Annotated in this window: 21 protein-coding genes; 13 read left to right on the top strand and 8 right to left on the bottom strand. The window is 60.9% G+C overall.

All coding sequences use genetic code 11. The features are described 5' to 3' along the window. Positions 1-13: 13 nt before the first annotated feature. Together ribD and nrdR are read right to left on the bottom strand one after the other, a co-directional pair. Entirely contained in the window at positions 14-1,147 is a 1,134-nt protein-coding gene (gene ribD / locus ACA061_RS23740; RefSeq protein ID WP_497300144.1) for a bifunctional diaminohydroxyphosphoribosylaminopyrimidine deaminase/5-amino-6-(5-phosphoribosylamino)uracil reductase RibD, read from the bottom strand. Then, positions 1,144-1,608: a transcriptional regulator NrdR gene (gene nrdR / locus ACA061_RS23745; RefSeq protein ID WP_007910946.1), complete on the bottom strand. Its 465-nt coding sequence runs from the start codon at positions 1,606-1,608 to the stop codon at positions 1,144-1,146. The genes ribD and nrdR overlap by 4 nt, the downstream gene beginning before the upstream one ends. A gap of 128 nt (positions 1,609-1,736) precedes the next feature. Here nrdR and ACA061_RS23750 point away from each other — a divergent pair, with 128 nt between their 5' ends. The 3 genes from ACA061_RS23750 to trxA all read left to right on the top strand — a co-directional run bounded on the left by ACA061_RS23750 (position 1,737) and on the right by trxA (position 3,883). Continuing rightward, complete coding sequence (locus ACA061_RS23750) at positions 1,737-2,201, top strand: hypothetical protein (protein ID WP_497300145.1); 465 nt, start codon at positions 1,737-1,739, stop codon at positions 2,199-2,201. Then, positions 2,198-2,854, top strand: coding sequence for a class I SAM-dependent methyltransferase (locus ACA061_RS23755; protein WP_497300146.1), 657 nt, complete (start codon positions 2,198-2,200; stop codon positions 2,852-2,854). The genes ACA061_RS23750 and ACA061_RS23755 overlap by 4 nt, the downstream gene beginning before the upstream one ends. A 156-nt stretch (positions 2,855-3,010) precedes the next feature. Then, positions 3,011-3,883 carry a thioredoxin gene (gene trxA / locus ACA061_RS23760; protein WP_497300147.1) on the top strand — a complete coding sequence of 291 codons (873 nt, stop codon included), beginning with the start codon at positions 3,011-3,013 and terminating at the stop codon, positions 3,881-3,883. Positions 3,884-4,142: 259 nt separating this feature from the next. On the opposite strand, the gene ACA061_RS23765 is transcribed toward trxA, so the two are convergent. Next, on the bottom strand, positions 4,143-4,502 hold the full coding sequence (locus tag ACA061_RS23765) for a hypothetical protein (protein ID WP_210701793.1): 360 nt from the start codon (positions 4,500-4,502) through the stop codon (positions 4,143-4,145). 135 nt (positions 4,503-4,637) lie between these two features. Here ACA061_RS23765 and ACA061_RS23770 point away from each other — a divergent pair, with 135 nt between their 5' ends. From ACA061_RS23770 to ACA061_RS23790, 5 genes are all read left to right on the top strand, one after another. Then, positions 4,638-5,237, top strand: a complete 600-nt coding sequence (locus tag ACA061_RS23770) for a DUF2796 domain-containing protein (protein WP_497300148.1) — start codon at positions 4,638-4,640, stop codon at positions 5,235-5,237. A 129-nt stretch (positions 5,238-5,366) separates the two neighbouring features. Then, entirely contained in the window at positions 5,367-6,077 is a 711-nt protein-coding gene (locus ACA061_RS23775; RefSeq protein WP_150617271.1) for an ABC transporter ATP-binding protein, read from the top strand. Position 6,078: 1 nt separating this feature from the next. Further along, positions 6,079-7,344, top strand: a complete 1,266-nt coding sequence (locus ACA061_RS23780) for an ABC transporter permease (protein ID WP_210554824.1) — start codon at positions 6,079-6,081, stop codon at positions 7,342-7,344. Between the two features lie 11 nt (positions 7,345-7,355). Continuing rightward, complete coding sequence (locus tag ACA061_RS23785; protein WP_210701791.1) at positions 7,356-7,874, top strand: DUF3299 domain-containing protein; 519 nt, start codon at positions 7,356-7,358, stop codon at positions 7,872-7,874. Positions 7,875-8,069: 195 nt separating this feature from the next. Further along, a complete protein-coding gene (locus ACA061_RS23790; RefSeq protein WP_150595190.1) occupies positions 8,070-8,768 on the top strand; it encodes an OmpW/AlkL family protein in 699 nt (232 codons plus the stop codon). Between the two features lie 240 nt (positions 8,769-9,008). On the opposite strand, the gene pgnE is transcribed toward ACA061_RS23790, so the two are convergent. Then, on the bottom strand, positions 9,009-9,941 hold the full coding sequence (gene pgnE, locus ACA061_RS23795) for a UDP-N-acetylglucosamine epimerase PgnE (RefSeq protein ID WP_150617270.1): 933 nt from the start codon (positions 9,939-9,941) through the stop codon (positions 9,009-9,011). Beyond that, a complete protein-coding gene (locus tag ACA061_RS23800) occupies positions 9,934-10,818 on the bottom strand; it encodes a sugar nucleotide-binding protein (RefSeq protein WP_402805570.1) in 885 nt (294 codons plus the stop codon). The genes pgnE and ACA061_RS23800 overlap by 8 nt, the downstream gene beginning before the upstream one ends. A 363-nt stretch (positions 10,819-11,181) precedes the next feature. On the opposite strand from ACA061_RS23800, the gene ACA061_RS23805 reads away from it, so the two are divergent. Next, complete coding sequence (locus tag ACA061_RS23805; protein WP_497300149.1) at positions 11,182-15,480, top strand: DEAD/DEAH box helicase; 4,299 nt, start codon at positions 11,182-11,184, stop codon at positions 15,478-15,480. Between the two features lie 140 nt (positions 15,481-15,620). Here ACA061_RS23805 and ACA061_RS23810 read toward each other — a convergent pair whose 3' ends face one another. Further along, the gene (locus tag ACA061_RS23810) at positions 15,621-17,732 is read right to left on the bottom strand and encodes a mechanosensitive ion channel family protein (protein WP_497300150.1); all 2,112 of its coding nucleotides are present in this window, start codon (positions 17,730-17,732) and stop codon (positions 15,621-15,623) included. Positions 17,733-18,096: 364 nt separating this feature from the next. Here ACA061_RS23810 and ACA061_RS23815 point away from each other — a divergent pair, with 364 nt between their 5' ends. Genes ACA061_RS23815 through ACA061_RS23830 form a run of 4 tightly spaced genes read left to right on the top strand, consistent with a single transcriptional unit; the run spans position 18,097 to position 22,074 of the window. Next, positions 18,097-19,023 carry a DUF72 domain-containing protein gene (locus ACA061_RS23815; protein WP_497300151.1) on the top strand — a complete coding sequence of 309 codons (927 nt, stop codon included), beginning with the start codon at positions 18,097-18,099 and terminating at the stop codon, positions 19,021-19,023. Beyond that, positions 19,020-19,817, top strand: a complete 798-nt coding sequence (locus tag ACA061_RS23820) for an endonuclease/exonuclease/phosphatase family protein (RefSeq protein WP_150595185.1) — start codon at positions 19,020-19,022, stop codon at positions 19,815-19,817. Before ACA061_RS23815 ends, ACA061_RS23820 begins: the two co-directional genes overlap by 4 nt. Continuing rightward, on the top strand, positions 19,814-21,088 hold the full coding sequence (clsB, locus tag ACA061_RS23825) for a cardiolipin synthase ClsB (RefSeq protein WP_497300152.1): 1,275 nt from the start codon (positions 19,814-19,816) through the stop codon (positions 21,086-21,088). Before ACA061_RS23820 ends, clsB begins: the two co-directional genes overlap by 4 nt. Further along, positions 21,085-22,074 carry a lysylphosphatidylglycerol synthase domain-containing protein gene (locus ACA061_RS23830; RefSeq protein ID WP_150602067.1) on the top strand — a complete coding sequence of 330 codons (990 nt, stop codon included), beginning with the start codon at positions 21,085-21,087 and terminating at the stop codon, positions 22,072-22,074. Before clsB ends, ACA061_RS23830 begins: the two co-directional genes overlap by 4 nt. A gap of 93 nt (positions 22,075-22,167) precedes the next feature. On the opposite strand, the gene ACA061_RS23835 is transcribed toward ACA061_RS23830, so the two are convergent. Both ACA061_RS23835 and ACA061_RS23840 read right to left on the bottom strand, forming a co-directional pair. Continuing rightward, positions 22,168-22,923 carry an alpha/beta hydrolase family protein gene (locus ACA061_RS23835; protein ID WP_150602066.1) on the bottom strand — a complete coding sequence of 252 codons (756 nt, stop codon included), beginning with the start codon at positions 22,921-22,923 and terminating at the stop codon, positions 22,168-22,170. Beyond that, entirely contained in the window at positions 22,913-24,022 is a 1,110-nt protein-coding gene (locus tag ACA061_RS23840; RefSeq protein WP_497300153.1) for a DUF3182 family protein, read from the bottom strand. Before ACA061_RS23840 ends, ACA061_RS23835 begins: the two co-directional genes overlap by 11 nt. Between the last annotated feature and the right edge of the window lie 258 nt (positions 24,023-24,280).

Below are 24,280 nucleotides of genomic sequence, written 5' to 3' on the forward strand. Positions count from 1 at the left end.
CGATGGCCGGGAATTATACGCTCGCCGTAAGGACAGGGACGGCAGTGACTCGCCAGTCATCGCCCACCGCACGAATTTCAGTGATTTTCAGCTCCGGCGCGTCCTTCATATAGGCCAGCGGCCAGTCCAGCAATGGACGCGCCGTGGAGCCAAGGAACTTGCCGGCGATAAAGATCACGAACTCATCGACCAGACCGAGTTGGGCAAACGCCCCCGCCAGACGAGGACCGGCCTCGACCAGCACCTCGTTGACGTCACGGTTGGCCAACTCGACCAGCAGTTGATGCAGGTCGACCTGACCGTCATCACCCGGCACGATCAAACATTCCGGGCCGTTGGCGTATTGCTCTTCGACGGCCATGCAGGTCGCGACCAACGCCGGGCCAGCCTTGAAGAAAGGTGCATCAAGCGGCACCCGCAGACGCCCGTCGATCAAAACCCGCAGCGGCGGACGGCTCATGGCCAATGCGGTTTGCTCGGCATCCAGACCCAGTTCGTCGGCGCGCACCGTCAAGCGTGCGCCATCGGCCAGCACGGTATCGGCGCCGGTCAGCACCACGGCCGCCTGAGCGCGCAAACGCTGCACCGCTGAACGCGCGGCAGGGCCAGTGATCCACTGACTCTCGCCGCTTTCCATCGCCGTGCGACCATCAAGACTCATGGCCAACTTGACCCGCACAAACGGCAAGCCGTGTTCCATGCGCTTCAGAAATCCGTGATTGAGCTTGCGCGCTTCAGATTCCAGCACGCCGCTTTCAGTCGCAATGCCGGCATCGGCCAGACGCTGCAAACCACGCCCGGCCACTTGCGGATTCGGATCACGCATTGCCGCAACCACTCGGGCGACACCGGCAATGACCAGCGCATCGGCGCACGGCGGCGTACGCCCATGGTGGCTGCAAGGCTCGAGGGTGACGTATGCCGTAGCGCCGCGGGCCAGCTCACCGGCGGCGCGCAAGGCGTGGACTTCGGCGTGAGGTTCGCCGGCGCGCTCGTGCCAGCCTTCGCCGACAATCTGACCGTCCTTCACGATCACACAGCCAACCCGAGGATTGGGGTGCGTGGTGTAGTGACCTTTGCGCGCCAGTTCCAGCGCGCGCGCCATGAAGTGGGCGTCGAGGATGGCCTGCTCGGCGACGGTGGTCATTCTTTCACCGGTTCGCGGGCGAGGCGGTCGATTTCTTCGCGGAACTCGTTGAGATCCTGGAAGCGCTTGTACACCGAAGCGAAACGGATGTAGGCGACTTCATCAAGCTTTTGCAGCTCGGCCATGACCAGTTCGCCGACCACGAGGGATTTGACCTCGCGCTCGCCGGTGGCGCGCAGCTTGTGCTTGATGTGAACCAGAGAGGATTCGAGGCGCTCGACGCTCACCGGACGTTTCTCCAGGGCGCGCTGCATGCCCGCGCGCAGTTTTTCTTCGTCGAACGGTTGGCGGCTGCCGTCGGTTTTGATCAGGCGCGGTAACACCAGTTCGGCCGTCTCGAATGTCGTGAAACGTTCGCCGCAGGCCAGGCATTCACGCCGGCGGCGCACCTGTTCGCCCTCGGCGACCAGACGCGAGTCGATGACCTTGGTGTCGTTGGCACCGCAGAAGGGACAGTGCATGGTGGCTGGCAACAAAAAAAGGGAGGGCCATGGTAGCGCATCCCGGTGGCAAGACAAGACATAGGGTTTGCGGTATACAGACGGGCATGATCGTTTGATCCATGGATTTCATTTTGCCGGAGCTGCCAATGCCTTTACGTCCGCTCGTTTTGCTCAGTCTTTTCAGCCTGCTGGTGGCCTGTGGCAGCGATGCGCCCAAGCCTCAGCCGCCGACACCAGGCCCGGCGCCGCAGCAGGCGCAGAAAAAAGCCAATCAGGCCGCCGCCCTCGGCCCGCTGCCCGCCCATCAACGCGAACTGAGCGGCACCCTGCAAGGTGTGCCGGCCGGTGCCGAAGTCGAACTGGCGCTGCTGGTGATCGACGAGAAGGATCGCCCGCAACAATTGCTCGCCAGTTCAAGCCTGATCGGCAACAACCAGATTCTGCCGTTTCACGTGCGCTTCAACCCCGAGGCCTTTCCGGCGGGCGCGCGGGTTGAGTTGCGCGGCCGTGCGAGTCAGTCCGGCCAACTGATCCTGCATCTGCCATCGCAGAGCATCACCCAGCCGACCACACAGGCGTTGGGCCAGCTGCAATTCGTCAAAGCACCATGAATGCACCGCTCGACCTGCAACAGGCATTGGGTGACTTGCTCGGCGACGCCAGACTCAAGGCCTGCGCGTTGCCGGGCACCGATTTACAGCTCTGGCTGATCGACGGCGACAACATGGCGCGCGAATTCAGCCAGGAAGAAACCCAGCGCATCCTGCATGAGCCGCCGTACTGGAGCTTTTGCTGGGCCAGCGGTCTGGCGGTAGCGCGCTATCTGGCTGAGTTTCCCGAATGGGTGCGCGGCAAACGCGTGCTGGATTTCGGCGCCGGTTCCGGCATCGCCGGGATTGCGGCGGTGAAGGCCGGCGCGCTGGAAGTGGTGGCCTGTGATCTCGATCCGCTGGCGATTGCTGCCTGTCGGGCGAATGCCGAACTCAATGATGTGCAGATGAGTTATTCGACGGACTTCTTTGCCGAGGCGGATCGCTTTGATCTGATTCTGGTCGCGGATGTGTTGTACGACCGGGCGAATCTGCCGTTGCTGGATGCGTTTCTCAGCCGTGGCCGCGAAGCATTGGTGGCGGATTCGCGGGTCCGGAATTTTCGCCATCCTTTGTATGAACGCATAGAGATGCTTGAGGCGATGACTTTGCCGGATCTGGCTGAGCCGGAAGAATTTCGGCACGTCAGCCTTTACCATGCGCGACGTGATTGATAACGCCAAAAGATCGCAGCCTGCGGCAGCTCCTACAGTGGTCGGGTCCACCGCCAATATTGCGGATGAACGATAAACCTGTAGGAGCTGCCGAAGGCTGCGATCTTTTGCTTCACCCCTTATAGTGCGTTCATTGACGCTTAAAAGAGATCCCCCATGAGTCAGCAAACGCCGTACATCTTCGACGCCACGACTGCCGATTTCGACCAGTCGGTGATCGAGGCTTCTTTCAACAAACCGGTGCTGGTGGATTTCTGGGCCGAGTGGTGTGCGCCATGCAAGGCGTTGATGCCGATGCTGCAGGGCATTGCCGAGAGCTATCAGGGCGAGCTGCTGCTGGCCAAGGTCAATTGCGATATCGAGCAAGACATCGTCGCCCGTTTCGGCATTCGCAGCCTGCCGACCGTGGTGCTGTTCAAGGACGGTCAACCGGTGGACGGTTTTGCCGGCGCGCAACCGGAATCCGCCGTGCGCGCATTGCTCGAACCGCATGTCCAGATGCCGCCGCCAGCCGCAGCCGATCCGTTCGAACAGGCTCAGGCGCTGTTCGATGACGGTCGCTACGCAGATGCCGAATCGGCGTTGGTGGTGATGCTTAATGAGGACAACACCAACGCCAAGGCGCTGATTCTCTACGCACGGTGCCTGACCGAACGAGGTGAACTGGACGAAGCGCAAACGGTGCTCGACGCGGTCAAGAGCGATGAACACAAAGCCGCGCTGGCCGGGGCCAAGGCGCAGATCAAATTCCTCGGCCTCGCCCGCGACCTGCCGGACGCCGCCGACCTGAAAGCACGTTTGGCGAAAGATCCGCAGGACGACGAAGCGGTGTATCAACTGGCGATCCAGCAACTGGCGCGTCAGCAATATGAAGCGGCGCTGGATGCCTTGCTCAAGTTGTTTATCCGCAATCGCGGTTATGCCGAGGGCTTGCCGCACAAGACGTTGTTGCAGGTGTTCGAGTTGTTGGGCAACGAGCACCCGTTGGTGACTGTTTACCGTCGCAAGATGTTTGCTGCGCTTTATTGAAGATCAAAAGATCGCAGCGTGCCGCAGCTCCTACAGGGGATCGTGGACCACCCGTTTTGCGGATGTACGCAGATCGTGGGCGCCACCCGTTTTGCGGCTGAATACGGGGGGCGATTGCCATCCGTTTTGCGGCTGAATACGGGGCGCGGTGGCCACACCGTTTTGCGTATGAACACGGGGCGCGGGCGCCACACCTTTTTGCGGGTGAATGCTGAACCTGTAGGAGCTGCCGCAGGCTGCGATCTTTTGCTTTTGCGCTCTACTCGATCCAGCTGTAAAGCGGCGTATCCCCGCCGCTCATCACCTTCACATCCGCACTGTGCCGCAGTCGCACCAGCAGGCGCTTGCCTGACACCGCGCTGCCGGTCAGCCCTTCGAGCTGTTCCAGCAGATCCGGCCCGCTGAGTTGCCCGGCCTTGCGCAACAGATCCTTGGCGACCTGCCACAACGCATCGTCCTGGTTCAGCGGTTTCGCCGCTGGCGTTATCGCAACCCCTTCAGGTTGAGCAATTGGCGCCTGCGCATTCAAGGCCGAACCGAGCTTGGCCCAATCACTGTCATCCAGTTCCACCGTCAAATCCACCGGCAAGTCACCGACGGTTCCGCGTATCCGCAACATTGAGTTCGCTCCCGCACATTTCTGACCTGCATGCTCCCATGGGACTTGTGTAACGCCAAGCGCACGGGCAAACTCTGCGCACTTTCGTTATAAGATTACATAACAAACTTTTCATTTTATTGTTCGGAGACCGCCATGCGTCGTCTGTTGCTCGCTTTGCCGTTTGCCCTGTTGCCGCTGGCCGTTGCCCATGCTGCCGATGAGCATGACCACGATCACGACCATGAACACGGTAGCCTCGGCGCGCATGAACATGGCGTTGGCCGTCTCAACGCTGCACTGGATGGCCAGACGCTGGAACTTGAGCTGGAAAGCCCGGCGATGAATCTGGTGGGGTTCGAACACGCCGCCACCACGGATGCCGACAAGGCCAAGGTTGCCGCTGCCCGTGCGCAACTTGAAAAGCCATTGGCCCTGTTCAACCTGCCCGCCGCTGCCGGTTGCAAAGTGGTCAGCCAGGAACTGGAAAGCCCGCTGTTCGGTGACAAGCCCGACGCAGACGATCACGACGAAGATGAAGCCGGCAAGGACGGTCACGAGCATCACCACGACCACAGCGAAATCCACGCGCACTATCAGTTCAGCTGCGCGACTCCGGGCGCATTGAAGACGCTGGATCTGGCGACTATCTTCAGCACCTTCCCGGCGACTCAGAAAATTCAGGTACAACTGATCAGCGCAAGCGGCCAGCAAGGTACGGAAGTGACGGCGAAGGCTGCCTCGCTGAAATTCTGAATCCAGTGTAGATCCCTGTAGGAGCTGCCGAAGGCTGCGATCTTTTGATTTTTTGTAAAACCAGGATCAAAAGATCGCAGCCTTCGGCAGCTCCTACAGGGTTTGTGTTCAACTCTTGAAATTGGTGTCATGACCCAAGCACTCATCGAACTGTCCGACCTGGGCTTCAGTTGGCCCGGTCACCCACTGCTGCTGGACATCCCGGCGTTTCGGCTGGAAGCGGGTGAAACCCTGTTCCTCAAAGGCCCCAGCGGCAGCGGCAAGACGACCCTGCTCGGCTTGCTGGGCGGTGTGCAGAAACCCGATCGCGGCAGCATTCGTCTACTGGGCCAGGAGCTGACCGAACTCTCTGCCGGTGCCCGCGACACTTTCCGCGTGGACCACACCGGTTACATCTTCCAGCAGTTCAACCTGCTGCCGTTTCTCTCGGTGCGCGAGAACGTTGAGCTGCCCTGCCACTTTTCGAAATTGCGCGCTGGACGGGCGAAACAGCGTCACGGCAGTGTCGATCAAGCCGCGGCAACCCTGCTCGCGCATTTGGGGCTGAAGGACGAAAGCATCCTCAGTCGCCGCGCCGACTCGCTGTCCATCGGTCAGCAACAACGTGTGGCCGCTGCCCGTGCGTTGATCGGTCAGCCAGAACTGGTGATCGCCGACGAACCGACCTCGGCGCTGGACTACGACGCCCGGGAAAACTTCATTCGCCTGTTGTTCGCCGAATGCCGCGAGGCCGGTTCCAGCCTGCTGTTCGTCAGCCACGACCAGAGTCTGGCGCCGCTGTTCGACCGTCATCTGTCCCTGGCCGAACTCAATCGCGCCGCCACGTCTGCCGAGGTCTGAGATGTATCTGTTTCGTCTGGCCATGGCCAGCCTGGCCAACCGCCGTTTCACCGCGCTGCTCACTGCATTCGCCATCGCCCTGTCGGTCTGCCTGCTGCTGGCCGTCGAGCGTGTGCGCACCGAAGCCAAAGCCAGTTTCGCCAGCACCATCAGCGGCACCGACCTGATTGTTGGCGCCCGTTCCGGTTCGGTGAACCTGCTGCTGTACTCGGTGTTTCGCATTGGCAACGCTACCAATAACATCCGCTGGGACAGCTTCGAACACTTTGCCAACAACCCGAAAGTGAAGTGGGCGATCCCGATGTCCCTAGGCGACTCCCATCGCGGCTATCGGGTGATGGGCACCACCGAAGCCTATTTCGAGCATTACCAATATGGCCGCCAGCAGCATCTGGCGCTGGCCGACGGTCGCGCCTTTGCTACCGACCCATTCGAAGTGGTGCTCGGCGCCGAAGTGGCCGAGGCGCTGCATTACAAACTCGGCGACAAACTGGTGCTGGCTCATGGCGTGGCCGCGATCAGCCTGGTCAAACACGACGACAAACCGTTCACCGTGGTCGGCGTTCTCAAGCGCACCGGTACGCCGGTGGATCGCACGCTGCACATCAGCCTTGGCGGCATGGAGGCGATTCACATCGACTGGCACAACGGCGTGCCGGCCCGTGGCAATGGGCGGATCAGTGCGGATCAGGCGCGAAACATGGACCTGACGCCGCAAGCGATCACCGCGTTCATGCTGGGCCTCAACAGCAAGATTTCCACCTTCGCCCTGCAACGCGAGATCAATGAATTCCGTGGTGAGCCGATGCTGGCGATCCTGCCGGGCGTGGCCTTGCAGGAGCTGTGGAGCCTGATGAGCACCGCCGAAAAAGCGCTGTTTGTGGTCTCGCTGTTCGTGGTGCTGACCGGGTTGATTGGCATGCTTACGGCGATTCTGACCAGCCTCAACGAGCGGCGCCGCGAGATGGCGATTCTGCGCTCGGTGGGTGCGCGGCCGTGGCACATAGCGAGTCTGCTGGTGCTGGAAGCGTTCGCTCTGGCGTTGATCGGAGTGATCGCCGGGCTGGCGTTGTTGTACATCGGCATTGCGGCTGCGCAGGGTTACGTGCAGGCCAATTACGGTTTGTTCCTGCCGCTGGCGTGGCCGAGCGAGTATGAATGGACGCTGCTCGGTGGCATTCTGGCGGCCGCGCTGCTGATGGGCAGCGTGCCGGCCTGGCGCGCCTATCGCCAATCTTTGGCCGATGGCCTGTCGATCCGTTTATGAGGATGTTCACCATGCCCCGCGCACTGCTCGCGCTGTTATTAATGGTCGCCCTGCCCGTGTGGGCAGCCGCGCCAAAAGACCTGACCTGGTCGGAAATGATCCCGCCGGACGCCGCGCCGGAAGTGCCGAACATGACGCCTCTGCACGACCTGTCGAAAATGAGCGATGCGTTGTCGGCTGAATCGGCGCCGGCCGCCAAACAGGACTTGCCGAATGCGCCGGTGGTGCAGAGCCTCGACGGCCAGAACATTCGCCTGCCGGGCTATATCGTGCCGCTGGAAGTCAATGAAGAGGGGCGCACCACGGACTTCTTGCTGGTGCCGTATTTCGGCGCCTGCATCCACGTGCCGCCGCCACCGTCGAACCAGATCGTGCATGTGAAAAGCGAACTCGGGGTGAAGCTCGATGAGCTTTATCAGCCTTACTGGATCGAGGGGCCGATGCAGGTCAAGGCGTCCAGCAGTGAGCTGGCGGATGCCGGGTATCAGATGGAGGCGGACAAGATTTACGTGTATGAGCTGCCGGAGTAAACCCCGGCACTTTCAAGATCAAAAGATCGCAGCCTTCGGCAGCTCCTACAAGGGATAGCATTTCAACTGTAGGAGCTGCCGAAGGCTGCGATCTTTTGGCGCCATCACTGTTTCATTGAGCTGAATCAAAAGACCGTATCAGTTGGCTTCATACAATAGGACATCAGAAAATTTCAACGTCCTTTTGGAGCCCCCATGAACAAGTCCTTGCTCAGCGCTTCGCTGGTTGCCCTCGCGCTCGCAGCCCCGCTCGCCCACGCCCACGAAGCCGGCGACATCCTGATCCGTGCCGGTGCAATCACCGTCAACCCGAAGGCCGACAGCTCCAGCGTCAAGGTCGATCAGGGTCCGTTGAGCGGCGCCAATCTGGGCGGCAAGGCGACCATGAGCAGCGACACTCAACTGGGTTTGAACTTCGCTTACATGCTCACCAGCCACGTCGGTATCGAATTGCTTGCTGCCACGCCGTTTGAACATGACGTGAAGCTCAAGGGCACTGCCCTGCCAGCGGCCAACGGCAAACTCGGCACGCTGAAACACCTGCCACCGACCCTCAGCGTCGTTTACTACCCGCTGGATTCGAAGTCGGCTTTCCAACCTTATGTTGGTGGCGGCATCAACTACACCTGGATCTACGACGAACACGTCGGCAGCGAAGCCAGCGCCAACGGGTTCAGCAACTTCAAGGCGAAAAACTCCTGGGGTCTGGCGTGGCAGGTCGGTGCGGACTACATGATCACCGACAACATCATGCTCAACGCCCAAGTGCGTTACATCGATATCGATACTCGCGCGACCGTTGAAAACAACGCTGTTGCACCGGGCACTCGGGCACGGGTGAATGTGGATGTGGATCCGTTCATCTACATGGTCGGTTTGGGCTATAAGTTCTAAGCCGGATTTACAGAATGTTCACGTGGTGGTGAATGAGGCTTGGTGGTGAGCAGGTTGAAACTGAAGGCGACTGATGTGCAGTCGATCGGGGAATAAAATTCCCTTGCCACAGGGATTGAGACAAATCCCGGCCGTGAAAAAGGCGCCTGTTGAAGGGCGCCTTTTTCATGTCTGGGAGATTTGTGGAATTAGCTAAATCCAACCCCCTCCCTCTGGGAGAGGGTTAGGGTGAGGGGCTTTTCAGGCGAGTCCCAACAACCGCGCCAGACCAACGTTCATCGGCGTTTGCGGTGGCAGCTCGAATCGCTCGAGCAACCGTCGATTGTTCGCCCGCGAATGGCGGATATCGCCGGAGCGGGCTGGGCCGTAGCTGATCGGCGGCAACTCTCCGACAACCTTTTGCAGCTCGGCGAGCATCTGTTTGAGGCTCATCGCCTGATTCCAGCCGACGTTCACTGCGCCGGTTTCGACAACAGGCTTTTCGATTGCCTGCACCAGAATGTCGACCAGATCCTCGACATAGAGGAAGTCGCGCGTCTGCTCGCCATCGCCGAACACGGTGATCGGCAAGCCGCTCTGCGCGCGTTCGCTGAAGATGCTGATGACCCCCGAGTACGGCGAGGACGGATCCTGGCGGGGGCCGAAGATATTGAAGAAGCGGAAAATCGCCGGCTCAAGACCATGCTGGCGGCGGTAGAAATCGAAGTAGTGCTCGCCGGCCAGTTTGTCCGACGCGTAGGGCGTCAGCGGGGCTTTTGGCGTGTCTTCATCAATCGATTCGCCCTCGCCGTTGTTGCCATACACCGCTGCGCTGGAGGCGTATAAAACACGCTTGACCCCGGCCAGACGCATGGCTTCGCAGACATTCAAGGTGCCGATGAAATTGCTCTGGTGAGTCTTCACCGGGTCATCCACCGACGCTTGCACCGAGGCCACAGCCGCCAGGTGGGCGACCGCGCTGCAGCCCTGCATCGCCTGGGCAACCAGCGCCGCATCGGCGACATCGCCAACAATCAGTTCCACCCGAGGGTTGTCCAGCGGCAGGTTGCTGCGTTTGCCGGTCGACAGGTCGTCCAGTATCCGCACCGAATGCCCCTTGGCGAGCAAGGCGTCAGTCAGGTGCGAGCCAATGAACCCGGCGCCGCCGGTGATTAAAACAGTGCCTTCAGCCATGGCGATAAAACCTATCCAATAAGCCCGGGAGCGCGGCACGCCAGGCGCGCGGCTTGATCCCGAAAGTGTGCAGAATTTTCTTGCAGGCGAGCACCGCGTGTTGCGGTTCCTCGGCAGCGTCCGGCCGTGCGGCGTGAGCCTGGGCGGTCGGTGCTTCGATGGCCAGCGCGTGGAGACTGCGGGCCTCGGTCAGAATCGCCTGCCCCAGCGCCAGCGGTGTGGTCGCCTCATGCCCGGCGTAGTGATAAGTGCCCCACAGCGGCGCCGCGCAATCGAGTTGCTTGAGCACCGAGATGATCACCCGTGCGGCGTCGTCGACCGGAGTCGGATTGCCTCGGCGATCATCGGCCAGGAGCAATTCTTCCGGCAGTTCGGCGCGGGCGAGGAAACGCCCAAGGGTGCCTTGCGCGCTGTCATCGAGCAGCCAGCCGAAACGCAGCAACACATGCTGCGGACAGGTGGCGCGAACGCTTTGCTCGATCCGCCACAACGCCTGACCACGCAGGCCCAGCGGCACCGGTTCGTCTTTTTCGCTGTACGCGGTGGCACGCGAGCCGTCGAACACCCGATAACTGGACGGTTGCACGAGGACGATATTGTGGTGCTGGCACAGTTCGGCCAGACGCTCGATGGCGCGCTCCTGCCCGGCCATGCGGCTTTCGCTGACCGTTTCGGCCTGGAACCAGTCGAAATAATAGGCGAGGTTGATCAACGCATCCGGACGAGTGTCGTCGAGCAGTTGCGTCAGGCTCGCGGCATCCCAGCCGTCTTCTGGCGGGCGGGGGGCGAGGAAACCGATGTCTTCTTCCGCACCGAGGCGAATCAGCGCCTGCCCAAGGGCATTTCCGCCGCCCAGTAACATAAGGCGCATTCGCATAGAGTCAGCAGGCCCAGTCTGATTGGAACGATGGCTTTGGCGACGATGCTTGCAGCAGCGTCGTCGATAATTGCCGGAATCGTTGCATTTTGCGGGTTTAGTGCGCAACCGTCACCCGTAAAGTGTAGATCCCCGGGATTTGTACCAACGCAACTGGCCCTATCGCTGGCAAGCCAGCTCCCACAGGTTGCGCGGTGTCTGCAAATTCTGTGGGATAGCTCAGAGTTTGTGTTGAAGCAACAACGGGTTGGAGGTGTTCACAAATCATGTGGGAGCTGGCTTGCCAGCGATGAGGCCCCGATTGCCAGCCGAGATACCCGGCGGTACTTGCATCTTCCCGCCCTCGCCCGCATAACTTGTCCCATGAATCTGCCCATCCCCACGGACGCGGCCCTGGCAGGCTTTCACCCCGCCGTCAGCGCCTGGTTCAGGAACACTTTTGCGACGGTCACCGCCGCTCAGGCCCGCGCATGGCCGTTGATCCGGCAGCGCCGCTCAACGCTGATCGCCGCGCCGACCGGCTCCGGTAAAACCCTCACCGCGTTTCTTGCCGTACTCGACGACCTCGTCCATCGTGGCCTGGAAAATCCCGCCGGCCTGCCCGACGAAACCCTGGTGGTCTACGTCTCGCCGCTGAAGGCGCTGTCCAACGACATTCGCATCAACCTGCAAAATCCGCTCGCCGGGATTACCGACCAGTTACGGCAGATGGGCTTGCCGCAGCTGGAAATCACCACCGCCGTGCGCACCGGCGACACCCCGCAGAAAGAACGCGCGGCCATGCGCAAGACCGCGCCGCACATTCTGGTGACCACACCGGAATCGCTTTACGTGCTGCTGGGCTCAGAGTCGGGACGCAAAATGCTCGGCACCACGCGCACCGTGATCATCGACGAAATCCACGCCATGGCCGCCGGTAAACGCGGCAGTCACCTGGCCCTGAGCCTGGAACGCCTGCAAGCGCTGTGCGCTGAACCGCTGACCCGCATCGGCCTGTCCGCCACGCAGAAACCGGTGGAAGCCGTGGCGCAGTTTCTCGTCGGCCATGATCGAACCTGCGACATCATCGATATCGGCCATGCGCGCCCACGGGATCTGGGCATCGAGGTGCCGTCGGTGCCGTTGTCCGCCGTCATGGCCAACGACGTTTGGGAATTGGTTTACGACCGCCTCGCCGAACTGGCCCGCGAGCACCGCACCACGCTGATTTTCGTCAACACCCGCCGCCTCGCCGAGCGCCTTAGCCGCCACCTCAGCGAACGCTTGGGCAAACACGCAGTGGCCGCGCATCACGGCAGCCTCGCCAAGGAATTTCGCCTCGATGCCGAACAGCGGCTCAAGCGCGGTGAGCTACAAGTGCTGATTGCCACCGCATCGCTGGAGTTGGGGATTGATATCGGTGAAGTCGATCTGGTCTGCCAGATTGCCTCGCCCCGCTCCATCGCCGGGTTTCTGCAACGAGTGGGACGTTCCGGCCACCAGGTCGGCGGCACGCCTAAAGGGCGATTGTTCGCCACCACCCGTGACGATCTGATCGAGTGCGCCGCGCTGCTCGACTGCGTACGCCGTGGCGAACTCGACACGCTGCACATCCCCGAAGCACCGCTGGACGTGCTGGCCCAGCAGATCATCGCCGAAGTCAGTTGCCGGGAATGGTCAGAAGACGCGTTGCTGGCGATGTTTCGCCAGGCCTCGCCCTATCGAAATCTCGACCAAAACCACTATCAGGCCCTGCTGACAATGCTCGCCGAAGGCTATAACGGCCGTCAGGGCATTCGCAGCGCCTACCTGCACCGCGACGCAGTCAGCCGCACCTTGCGTGGCCGGCGTGGCGCACGACTGGCGGCGGTGACCAGCGGCGGGACCATTCCGGACAACGCCGATTACAGCGTGATGCTCGAACCGCAAGGCCTGAACATCGGCAGCGTCAACGAAGACTTCGCCGTGGAAAGCATTGCCGGTGATGTCTTTCAGCTCGGCAACACCTCCTATCGCATCCTGCGGGTGGAAACCGGCAAAGTCCGCGTCGAGGATGCGCAAGGACAGCCACCGAGCATTCCGTTCTGGCTTGGCGAAGCACCGGGGCGCAGCGACGAATTGTCGGCCGCCGTGGCGCGTCTGCAAGCGACGCTCGACGAGTTGCTCGGCGCCAGCCTCGGCAATCTGCAACCTGCGCTCGACTGGCTCACGCAGACCCTTGGCCTGAACGTCGCCAGCGCCGAACAACTGGTCGAATATCTGGCCCGTGCACGACAGACGCTCGGCGCCCTGCCTTCGCAAGACACGTTGCTGATGGAGCGGTTTTTCGACGAGTCAGGTGGCACGCAACTGATCATCCATTCGCCGTTCGGCAGCCGCATCAATCGCGCCTGGGGCCTGGCCCTGCGCAAGCGTTTCTGCCGCACCTTCAACTTCGAATTGCAAGCTGCGGCCAGTGAGGACGCAATCGTGCTGTCGCTGTCGACCAGCCACAGTTTCGAACTCGATGATGTCTGGCGTTACCTGCACAGCAACAGCGCCGAACACCTGCTGATTCAAGCGGTACTCGACGCACCGCTGTTCGGCGTGCGCTGGCGCTGGAATGCCGGGGTGGCGCTGGCGTTGCCGCGTTTTACTGGCGGTCGCAAAGTCGCGCCGCAGTTGCAGCGCATGAAGAGTGAAGACCTGATCGCCAGCGTGTTTCCCGATCAGATCGCCTGCCTGGAAAACCTCGCAGGCGAACGGGAAATCCCCGCGCATCCGCTGGTGGAACAGACCCTCGACGATTGTCTGCACGAGGCGATGGACTGTGAAGGCTGGCTCACCCTGCTGCGGCGCATGGAGGCTGGCGAGGTGCGCTTGATCAGCCGCGATCTGCCGGCGCCGTCACCGCTGGCGGCGGAAATCCTGAGTGCCCGGCCGTATGCCTTTCTCGACGATGCACCGCTGGAGGAACGCCGCACTCAAGCGGTGATCAACCGTCGCTGGAGCGATCCGCAATCGACCGACGACCTCGGTGCGCTGGACGCCGACGCAATCAATGCTGTGCGCGACGAAGCCTGGCCGACGCCGGGCAATCTCGATGAAATGCATGAGGCGCTGATGAGTCTGGCGTGTATCAGCGATCTGGAAGTTGAGGCCAACCCACAGTGGCGCGAATGGCTGGATGCACTGACCAGCACTGGTCGCGCCTGTTTCCTGAAGATCAACCCACAACGTTCGTTGTGGCTGGCGCGGGAACGACTGACGTGCCTGCTGGCGCTTTATCCACAGGCCACGCTGCAACCGCAGCAGCAAGCCCTGCCCGGTTTCGATGAAGCCTGGACTTTCGATGAAGCGCTGGTCGAGGTCATTCGTGCGCGGCTCGGTGCATTCGGCCCGCTGCCGTTAAGCGCCATCGCCGAACCTTTGGCGCTTGCCAGCGCGCAAGTCGCACCGGCTCTCGCTCATCTTGAGCGCGAAGGTTATGTGCTGCGCGGCCAGTTCACGCCGGGCGTGGCAGTTGAAGAATGGTGCGAGCGGCATCTGCTGGCGCGCATCCACCGTTACACGGTCAAGCGCCTGCGCCGGGAAATCGAACCGGTGGCGCTACAGGATTTCATGCGTTTCCTGTTCGACTGGCAGCATTTGTCGCCCAGCACTCAGGGCCAGGGCAACGCCGTACTGCCGGCGATTGTCGGCCAGTTCGAAGGTTATGCGGCCGCCGCATCGGCGTGGGACAGCGACATCCTGCCGACGCGCCTGAAGGACTATTCACCGAGCTGGCTGGATGACCTGTGTCGCAACGGCAAACTGGTGTGGACACGTCTCAGCGCCCGGCAGAAAGTCAGCGGCACGGCGTTGCGCAGTACACCGATCGTGCTGCTGCCGCGCAGTCAGGTCGTTTTGTGGAGCGGGCTCGCCGAGCAGACGCCGGTTAGTGAACTGTCGGCAAAAACGCAGAAAGTGTTCGAAGCCTTGAGTCAGCACGGCGCGTTGTTTTTCGACGAGTTGATTCACGAAGCGCACCTGCTGCGCACCGAGCTGGAAATCGCCTTGCAGGAACTGGTCGGCGCCGGTCTGGTGAACGCCGACAGCTTCGCCGGCCTGCGTGCGTTGATCACCCCGGCGAGCAAGCGCCAGCAACGCAGCAGTCGGCGCGGGCGCGGAGCGTTAATCGGCGGCATGGACGACGCCGGGCGTTGGGCATTGTTGCGGCGCGGGCCGGTTGTGGATAACCCGAGCGTCCCCGCCGAAACACTCGAACACGTCGCCATGACCTTGCTACGGCGCTACGGCGTGGTGTTCTGGCGTTTGCTTGAACGTGAGGCCGACTGGTTGCCGAGCTGGCGCGAAATGCTGCGCACGTTCCATCGACTGGAGGCGCGCGGCGAGATTCGTGGGGGCCGCTTTGTCAGTGGCCTGGCGGGGGAGCAATTTGCTTTGCCAGAGGCGATTCCGCTGTTACGCGAAGTGCGACGGCGGCCGCATGACGGCAGCTTGATTACGGTGTGCGGAGTTGACCCGCTGAATCTGGCCGGGACTTTGTTGCCAGGGGCGAAAGTGCCGGCGCTGGCGAGTAATCGGCTGGTGTATCGGGATGGTTTGCCAGCGGGGGCCGTGATCGCCGGCAAGCAGCAGGTCTGGATTGAGCTTGATCAGGAACACATGATTGAGCTCCAGCGCGAGCTGATCCGGCATTGATGTCGCCGAGTCTGGCCTCATCGCGGGCAAGCCCGCTCCCACAGGTTTGCGGGTGATGCCTTGATAGCCGTCACACCATAAACCACTGTGGGAGCGGGCTTGCCCGCGATTAGGCGAGCAATCCCGGCGCAAAACTGCTGTCAGGTCCGAGAAGGCTGCGGCAACACCACCGGCGAATTCTCAGGCGCCGCCTCCTGCACGACCTCCCCTTGCCGTTGCGGCAACAAAACCTGCTGTGGATAAGTCTGCGCAAAATGCACCGACGGGGTGTTATCCACAAGCTTCTTCAAACGCTGATTGAACGCTCTGCTCACCGCATATTGCCCACCCGACACCGTGCGGAATTGCGCCGTGAGCACCACGCCGTTGAGATCCATCTTGTCCACGCCAAACACATCCAGCGGCCCTTGCAGGTTGTATTTGAGGAACGGGTCTTCGCGGATCGAATCGCCGGTCTCGCGAATCAGCTCGATGGCCTTTTCGACATCCGTGTCGTAGGTGAACTGCACCGAGAAGAACGCGAAGGCGAACTGCCGTGATTGATTGGTCACAGCCTTGATTTGCCCGAACGGCACCGAGTGCACAAAACCCTTGCCGTCGCGCAGGCGCAACGTGCGGATGGTCAGCCCTTCAACCGTGCCGGCATGCCCGGAGTCGAGCACCACCCAGTCGCCGATCGACAGCGTGTCTTCGATGATGATGAACAACCCGGTAATCACGTCCTGCACCAACTGCTGCGAGCCGAAACCGATAGCCAGACCGACTACCCCGGCACCGGCCAGCAACGGTGCAACGTTAATCCCCAGATTGGCCATGGTAGTGATCGCGCAAATCACCACGAGGATGATTTTGATCGCATTACGCAGCAGCGGCAGGATGGTTTTTACCCGGGTGCTGGGCTGGCGCGCCCCGCGTTTGCTGATCGGCGGTTTCAGCGCTTCTTGAATCGCCGTGTCGAGCACTACCCACAGCAGCCACGTCACCAGGAAGATCAGGCCAATGCTGCTCAAGGCATTGCTGATCGCCCGGCCGACCGTGCTGCTCTGCGCGAAATCGAGTAGCGACACGCCCCAGATCCGCCCGAGGATATCGATGAAGGCAATGGCGATGACGATCCGCAGCAAGGCATGCAAAAGGCTCAGGAAACGCTCTTTGTAAGCACTGCTGCGCTTGATCGTCTCGGCCTTCCGCGACTTGAACAGGTGCTGCAGGATGGTGCTCAAAAACACCGTGCCGATCAGCAGCACCGTGGTGAACAACGCGCAGCGCAGGGCCTTTTGATTGTCCTCGCCGATGCCGATCAGATTGACCGCCGACACCAGCACCATCAGCACAATCGGCCAATACCACAACCCGGAAAAAATCCTCAGCGACTCCTGCAATGACGGCTGTTTCAGACGCTGGCTCAGTGACCGGTTGCGGATCAGATGCGCCACCGGGCGGCGCAGGCGAATCACCAATAAACCGAAGATGATCGAAGCCATCAACCCGGTGAACACCGCAACACTGCTGGTGATGTTGCCGCCCAGCTGCCGGGCGATTTGCGGGCTGGTCAACGCATCGCTGAGCGCAGCGAGAAAGCCGATCAGGAACAGCGGTCGCGGGCAGTAATCGCGGATGATTTTTGCCGCCGGGCGTTTGTGCCCGACATTGAACATCACCACCACGCACAACAGCATTGACGTGGAAAAGATGCCGCTGCTGGTCGCATAAGCAAAACACAGCGCCAATGCGCGGCCGACAGATGCTTGCAGGAAATGGCTGACGTACAGCGTCAGCGGCAGGCAGATCAGCGCAGGCAACGTGTACGGCAGCAGGTAACCGAGCAAATCCTGGCAGCGCTGGCGGGTGCGAAACCAGCGCCCTTCGCGCAGACGTTTTGCCAACAGGCTGCCGAGTACGGTCAACAGGGCGAATGTGCCGAGCCACACCCCGGACAACATCAGGAAGTCCCCGGCGACACTCCAGCCAGAGCGGTTCGAGGGGTGATTGACCAGTTTGTCGACCTCATTCGCGGCACGGTCGGCGCGCAGGCGCCAGGCATCCACCAGATTTTCGTTGAGGTCGAGTTTGTCTTGTACGTCGTCGATGCTCGTACTGATGGCACCGAGCAACCCGCCCTGCACAATCGGTTCGGGCTTGGCCGGCTCTTCAGTGGCGGCCGGCAACCCCGGCAGTGTCGCGGCTTCGAGCTCGCTGGCACCGAGAAACAACAATGCTCCCAGCAGAATGGCGATCCTGAACTTGATCAAAACTCCGATCTCCCGTTGGCTGAACCTGTAAGGAACTGATCGGTGAAAGGAGGACAAGTTCGGTTTTGGCCTGAATAACTCACTGAACCCAGTGCAATCCCCATCAATGCTTCTTTTGAAATCCACCTTTCCCCCGTGGCGAGGAGATTTATCCCCGATGGGCTGCGAAGCGGCCCCAAACATGTATCGCCAATCCCCCTGTCAGACCGAGTTGCACGGTTTACGACTGCTGGCCGGCCGATCGGGGATAAATCCCCTCGCCACAAAAGCGCTCTACCATCCGTAACACCGCCGAAACTTTCCCGAACTGCCCGCAGTCATCAACAGACAGAGGCAACACGAGGACTTTCGACGGGAGGGCGGCATGGCAACGATTCACATTGGTATTTCAGGCTGGCGCTACGCCCCGTGGCGCGGGGATTTCTACCCCGATGGACTGGCGCAGAAACGCGAATTGCAGTTCGCCTCGCGAGCGGTCAACAGCATCGAGATCAATGGATCGTTCTACGCCCTGCAACGGCCCGAACGCTATGCCCAGTGGTACGCCGAAACGCCCGACGACTTCGTCTTCAGTGTCAAGGCGCCGCGGTTCATCACCCACATCCGTCGCTTGCGCGAAATAGAAAAGCCTTTGGCGAATTTCTTCGCGTCAGGTGTGCTGGAGCTCAAGGAAAAACTGGGGCCGATTCTTTGGCAGTTCCCACCGAACTTCAAATTCGACGCCGAACGTTTCGAGCATTTTCTCGCACTATTACCCCACGACACCGAAGCCGCTGCCGCCCTCGCCCGTCAGCACGACTCGCACCTGCATGGCCACGCCAGCATGAAAGCCTGGCGCAAAAAGCCGTTGCGCCATGCCGTGGAAATTCGTCATGAAAGCTTCGTCGATGTCGACTTCGTGCGCCTGTTGAGGCGCCACAACATCGCACTGGTGATTGCCGACACCGGCGGTAAATGGCCATATCGCGAAGACGTGACCAGTGACTTCGTCTACCTGCGTCTGCACGGTGCCGAAGAACTCTACGCCAGCGGTTACACCGCGCCGGCACGCAAGCGTTGGGCGGATCGGATCGACGCCTGGCATCACGGAAAACAACCGGCAGACGCCCATCTGATCGCCCCGCGCCTGAAACCCCGAGTACGCAAATCACGCGAAGTGTTCTGCTATTTCGACAACGACATCAAAGTCCGCGCGCCCTACGATGCGCGCGACTTGCTGCAGCGTTTCGACCTCGACCACGATTTGGCCACCACGCCCGGCGAACCGGCTGGCGAAGGAGTGCTGGCATGAGCATTTCAGAACCGGTCGGGTTCACCGACGAAGGTGCCGAGGTCGAGTCATCCGTGCGCAGCTTCACCGTGCTGACGGTCAACACCCACAAGGGCTTCACCGCACTCAACCGGCGTTTCATCCTGCCGGAGTTGCGTGAAGCAGTGCGCAGCGTCGCTGCCGACGTGGTGTTCCTGCAAGAAGTGCACGGCACTCACGAGCACCACCCCAAACGCTATTCCAATTGGCCGACGATGCCGCAATACGAATTCCTCGCCGACAGCCTCTGGCCGCAGTTCGCCTACGGACGCAACGCGGTGTACCCGGATGGCGATCACGGTAATGCCGTGCTGTCGAAATTCCAGATCATCCGCCACGACAATCTCGACGTTTCAATAAGCGGTCACGAAAATCGTGGCTTGCTGCATTGCGTGCTGCGCATGCCCGGCGACGGCAAAGAGGTGCATGCAATCTGCGTGCATCTGGGCCTGCGCGAGAGCCATCGCAATGAGCAACTGGGTTTGCTGATGCAACGCCTCGCCGAACTGCCGGACGACGCTCCGGTGATCGTTGCCGGCGACTTCAATGACTGGCGCCAGCGTGCTGATGCATTGCTCAAACCCTGCGGCCTGCGTGAAGTGTTCGCCGAGCATCACGGCAAACCGGCGCGCAGTTTTCCGGCGCGTTTGCCGACACTGCGTCTAGACCGCATCTATGTGCGCAACCTCAAGGCCAGCCAGCCAAAAGTGCTGGCGAACCGGCCTTGGTCACACCTTTCCGACCACGCACCGTTATCGGTGGAGATCGAACTATGAGCAGCGCACCGATGGAGAAATCCGCTGTGGAACCGATAAGCATCAACCCGCCTGTGCGCCAACCGGGGCAAGTCGATGTCGAGTACCACTGGCAGGGCGGCAACCGCGTGGAACTGCTGGAAAACGGCGAGGAGTATTTTCCTCGAGTGTTCGCCGCGATGCGGGCGGCGAAGAGTGAAATCCTGCTGGAGACCTTCATCGTCTTTGAAGACAAGGTCGGCGTCGAACTTCAGGAGATCCTGATCGATGCCGCCCGCCGTGGCGTACGCACCACGGTCAGTCTCGACGGCTTCGGTTGTGGCGAATTAACCACCGCCTATCTCACGGCGCTCAGCGATGCCGGCGTGCATCTGCAAATATTTGACCCGGCGCCCAAACACTTGGGCGTTCGCACCAATTGGTTCCGCCGTATGCACCGCAAGATCGTGGTGGTCGACGGCTTGGTCGCGTTCATCGGCGGGATCAATTTTTCCGGCGATCACCTGGCCGATTTCGGCCCTGAAGCCAAGCAGGATTACTCGGTGGAAGTTCAGGGCCCGGCGGTGGCCGACATCCATCATTTCGCCCTGCTGCAAAGCGGTCGCCCCGGCCGGGCGAGGTTCTGGTGGCAACGCCGCCGCCAGCGCCGTGCTGAAATGGCCTTCACCGAACACGACGGCCAGGTGCGCCTGGTGTTTCGCGATAACGACCAGCACAGCACCGATATCGAAGATGTGTATATGCAGGTGCTGCGCCGCGCCAAACATCGCGTGGTCATCGCCAACGCTTACTTTTTCCCCGGCTATCGCTTGCTGCGCGAGATGCGTAATGCGGCGCGACGCGGGGTTGATGTCCGGCTGATTCTTCAAGGCCAGCCAGACATGCTGGTGGCCAAACTTGCGGCGCGAATGACCTATGACTATCTGCTCAAGGCCGGCGTGCAAATTCACGAATATTGCGAGCGCCCGCTGCACGGCAAAGTCGCGCTGGTAGACGAAGAATGGAGCACCGTCGGTTCGAGCAATCTCGACCCGCTGAGCCTGTCGCTGAACCTGGAAGCCAACGTGTTGATCCGCGACCGCGCGTTCAATCAGATGCTGTTCGAGCGTCTCGAAGACCTCAGCCAAAACCACTGCAAAGCCATGGATGCTGCCAAGTCGCCGCGCGGACGCATCTGGCACATGACCGTGGGCTTTCTGGTATTCCACTTCCTGCGGCACTTTCCGGCCATGGCCGGCTGGTTGCCCGCGCACAAACCCCGGCTCAAGCCATTTCGAGGTGATCGCTCATGAGCCATTCCGACGCGCCATCCGCCAGCCATTCGGCGCCGGCAACCCACTCGCGCTGGAGCAAATGGAAACGTCCGCTGACTATATTGTTCTTTCTCGCGCTGATCGTGCTTTTGACGATGTTCGCCACACGCATCGAATGGGCCGAGGTGCTGCAAACCCTCGCCGACTTCAAGGTGCGCACGCTGATCATCGCCGCCAGCATCACGCTGGTGAGCTTCCTTACGTACGCCAGTTTCGATTTGATCGGCCGCACTTACATACGCCAGGACCTGACCTGGAAACAGATTCTGCCGGTGGGCATCATCAGCTACGCGTTCAACCTCAACCTGAGCGCCTGGGTTGGCGGGATCGCCATGCGTTATCGCCTGTATTCACGGCTCGGCGTGAGCAAAAGCAATATCGCCAAGATTCTCGGCCTGAGCCTGGCGACCAATTGGTTCGGCTACATGACCATCGCCGGCGTGGTGTTCAGCAGCGGGTTGGTGAGCATGCCGCCAGGCTGGAAAATCAGCAGCACGGCGTTGCAGGGCATTGGAGTACTGTTGCTGTTGATCAGCGCCGGATACCTCGCGGCGTGCCAGTTTTCCAAACGCCGCGAGTGGTCGATTCGCGGGGTGGAAATCAACTTGCCGTCGCTGCGCATGGCCGTGCTGCAACTGCTGCTCGGCGCGTTGAACTGGTCGCTGATGGCCGCCGTGATCTTCACGCTGCTGCCGAGCAAACTGGATTATCCGCTAGTGCTTGGCGTGCTGTTGATCAGTGCGATTGCCGGGGTCATCACGCACATTCCGGCGGGGCTTGGAGTACTGGAAGCCGTGTTCGTGGCGCTGCTGCAACACGAGGCCTCGCGAGGCAGTCTGGTGGCGGGGTTGCTGGCGTATCGAGCGATTTACTTCCTGTTGCCGCTGCTGATCACCCTGGTGATGTACCTGGTTGTGGAGGCGAAGGCCAAGTCATTGCGAATCGAGAAAGCACCCAGGCATTGAAAGCCAAATCAAAAGATCGCAGCCTTCGGCAGCTCCTACATCAGGAATACGTTTCCACTGTAGGAGCTGCCGGAGGCTGCGATCTTTTGATCTTCAAGACTGGATAATGCTCAACCGCTCGCCCACAACCATCTCGGTAATCCAGTCCACCAGAATCGACGTGTACGCCTGCTGGGACACCGGCTCACTCAGTGCATGATCCGCCCCGTCAATGATGCGGTGCGTCAGCGAATGCGTCTGCTGACAAGCGGCGCGATAACTCATGATCGTTGCGTGCGGCACGAAGTCGTCGGTCTCCGATTCAACAAGCAACACATCACCGGTGAATTGCGAACACGCATGCAGCGCACGGTTGTTGTCAGCGCGTACCAGTGCGCCGCGATAATCGCGCAGGTCAGCCTTGTCCAGATCACGTTTGGGCGTGTGCCATTGCTCATCGCGATACAGCGCCGGCACCCGCAGCGCCAGCCAGCGCACCGGGCGCAACGAGGTAAGGATCGACGCGAGGTAGCCGCCGTAACTGGTGCCAACCACGGCAATAGCCGATGTGTCGAGCGCCGGGTGCGAGAGCAAGCGGTCGTAGGCCGCCAGCAGATCGCGCAGGTTGTCTTCGCGGGTAACCCGACTCAGCGAAATTCCGCTGCCGCCAGTGTGGCCGCGCAAGTCAAACGTCAGACACACGCAGCCGAGGCCGGCGATCCCTTTCGCCCTTTCAAGATCACGCTCCTGGCTGCCGCCCCAACCGTGGACAAACAACACCCCCGGCACCTTCGATTTGGGACTGAGAAACGTCCCGCTCATCTGTTCATCATCAATGTCGATTTGAATGCTTTCGCTTCTAGCCGTCATAAGATTTGACCGTTACGTATTTGAGGAGAAATTCGCTGTTCTCAGCCGGGCCGCGATACACCTCGATGGCGTCCGCCGGCAGCGGCTGATCGATATAGGTTTCCACTGAAGATACGCGGATTGCGCGCATTGCGGGGTCGTTGACGAAACTTTGCAGTGCCGCCACTTCAGCGCTGCTGGCGCCGCCCATACGCCAGGACTGTTCGAGTACACCGCTGCGGGTTTTGCCGTTGCTGTCCAGCCCTTGAGCGATGTCGTAGTTGCGGCGCGAGGCGTAAAAGCGCGGATAGGCCTCATCGGCGGCGCTGTCGAATACTTGCGCCTGCTCGATGGCCAAACGCACGTCATCGGGCAATTCCAGCGCCAGCAAATCCTCATAACCGCCCTGCACCACCAGCAGATTCGAGCCGCCGTAGACGTCTTCGCCATGGGCATCTTTGGTCAAGTATTGATCACCGCAGTAACTCAGCACTCTGTCACCGATGAATGACTGGCCGACGCTGTGGGTGATGACCTCGCTCAGATCCTGCTCCAGCACTACGCCTTCGCTGAACAGCTCGTGCGCTTCAGGTCGGGCGAGAATTTCGTCGAAGGCGTCGAGGCTTTTGATGACTTCCTGGCCGCGACCGGCGCAAGCGTGAATCGGCTTCAGACGGATCGGCCCGCTGTACAACAGATGCTCGGCAGCAGGCCGCGCATCTTCGAAGGCGAACACGCTGAGACCGTCGAGCACCACGCTGCGCACGCGTTCAGAAAACAGTGGCGACCAGCCTTGCGGCGCGTGGGCCAGATGACTGCGCAGGCCATGGCTGATGGCTTTGGTGCAGATGAAGTCGTATTCGACGTAGCCGCCCCACAAATCATCGGGGCCTTTCACCCCAACTGCCTGAGCGTTGGCGGCGCCGACAAGGGTTTGCGTCGGCAACAGATACAGATCACCGCCGCGATGTTTCGCGGGGTCATAAGTGCCGCCGAATTTGAACCCGAGAATCTGCGCCAGCCAGCGCGCCAGGGCCTTGTTGGTTTCCACCTCGTGCTGCGGCGCATCGGCGCGGACTGAGTGGGCAACCACGGTTTTTTTGCGGGGTTTCGGTGTCATGCATCCCCCTTCAGGCGGTCCGATGAATGTAGACAGGACAGGTGCAGAGATCAGGCCAACGGTAAAAGCATGGAAATCCTCGAAGAATCAACGATTTGCTAAAACCGTGATGGCACTGCGATCGTTTCAATCTGCACGACGGCCCGCAAATTCCCGGCAAATTGCACGACCCCAAAGCTTCGCAGATAACCCTGTGGGAGCTGGCTTGCCAGCGATAGCGGTGGCTCAGCCAGCGACTTGTCCAACTGTAAGACCGAA

Source organism: Pseudomonas sp. LBUM1668, from assembly GCF_059695715.1.

What these genes read in the sequence shown, in the direction of transcription:
- ribD (WP_497300144.1), bottom strand. Translation starts at nt 1,147, where the DNA reads ATGACCACCGTCGCCGAGCAGGCCATCCTCGACGCCCACTTCATGGCG.
- nrdR (WP_007910946.1), bottom strand. Translation starts at nt 1,608, where the DNA reads ATGCACTGTCCCTTCTGCGGTGCCAACGACACCAAGGTCATCGACTCG.
- ACA061_RS23750 (WP_497300145.1), top strand. Translation starts at nt 1,737, where the DNA reads ATGCCTTTACGTCCGCTCGTTTTGCTCAGTCTTTTCAGCCTGCTGGTG.
- ACA061_RS23755 (WP_497300146.1), top strand. Translation starts at nt 2,198, where the DNA reads ATGAATGCACCGCTCGACCTGCAACAGGCATTGGGTGACTTGCTCGGC.
- trxA (WP_497300147.1), top strand. Translation starts at nt 3,011, where the DNA reads ATGAGTCAGCAAACGCCGTACATCTTCGACGCCACGACTGCCGATTTC.
- ACA061_RS23765 (WP_210701793.1), bottom strand. Translation starts at nt 4,502, where the DNA reads ATGTTGCGGATACGCGGAACCGTCGGTGACTTGCCGGTGGATTTGACG.
- ACA061_RS23770 (WP_497300148.1), top strand. Translation starts at nt 4,638, where the DNA reads ATGCGTCGTCTGTTGCTCGCTTTGCCGTTTGCCCTGTTGCCGCTGGCC.
- ACA061_RS23775 (WP_150617271.1), top strand. Translation starts at nt 5,367, where the DNA reads ATGACCCAAGCACTCATCGAACTGTCCGACCTGGGCTTCAGTTGGCCC.
- ACA061_RS23780 (WP_210554824.1), top strand. Translation starts at nt 6,079, where the DNA reads ATGTATCTGTTTCGTCTGGCCATGGCCAGCCTGGCCAACCGCCGTTTC.
- ACA061_RS23785 (WP_210701791.1), top strand. Translation starts at nt 7,356, where the DNA reads ATGCCCCGCGCACTGCTCGCGCTGTTATTAATGGTCGCCCTGCCCGTG.
- ACA061_RS23790 (WP_150595190.1), top strand. Translation starts at nt 8,070, where the DNA reads ATGAACAAGTCCTTGCTCAGCGCTTCGCTGGTTGCCCTCGCGCTCGCA.
- pgnE (WP_150617270.1), bottom strand. Translation starts at nt 9,941, where the DNA reads ATGGCTGAAGGCACTGTTTTAATCACCGGCGGCGCCGGGTTCATTGGC.
- ACA061_RS23800 (WP_402805570.1), bottom strand. Translation starts at nt 10,818, where the DNA reads ATGCGAATGCGCCTTATGTTACTGGGCGGCGGAAATGCCCTTGGGCAG.
- ACA061_RS23805 (WP_497300149.1), top strand. Translation starts at nt 11,182, where the DNA reads ATGAATCTGCCCATCCCCACGGACGCGGCCCTGGCAGGCTTTCACCCC.
- ACA061_RS23815 (WP_497300151.1), top strand. Translation starts at nt 18,097, where the DNA reads ATGGCAACGATTCACATTGGTATTTCAGGCTGGCGCTACGCCCCGTGG.
- ACA061_RS23820 (WP_150595185.1), top strand. Translation starts at nt 19,020, where the DNA reads ATGAGCATTTCAGAACCGGTCGGGTTCACCGACGAAGGTGCCGAGGTC.
- clsB (WP_497300152.1), top strand. Translation starts at nt 19,814, where the DNA reads ATGAGCAGCGCACCGATGGAGAAATCCGCTGTGGAACCGATAAGCATC.
- ACA061_RS23830 (WP_150602067.1), top strand. Translation starts at nt 21,085, where the DNA reads ATGAGCCATTCCGACGCGCCATCCGCCAGCCATTCGGCGCCGGCAACC.
- ACA061_RS23835 (WP_150602066.1), bottom strand. Translation starts at nt 22,923, where the DNA reads ATGACGGCTAGAAGCGAAAGCATTCAAATCGACATTGATGATGAACAG.
- ACA061_RS23840 (WP_497300153.1), bottom strand. Translation starts at nt 24,022, where the DNA reads ATGACACCGAAACCCCGCAAAAAAACCGTGGTTGCCCACTCAGTCCGC.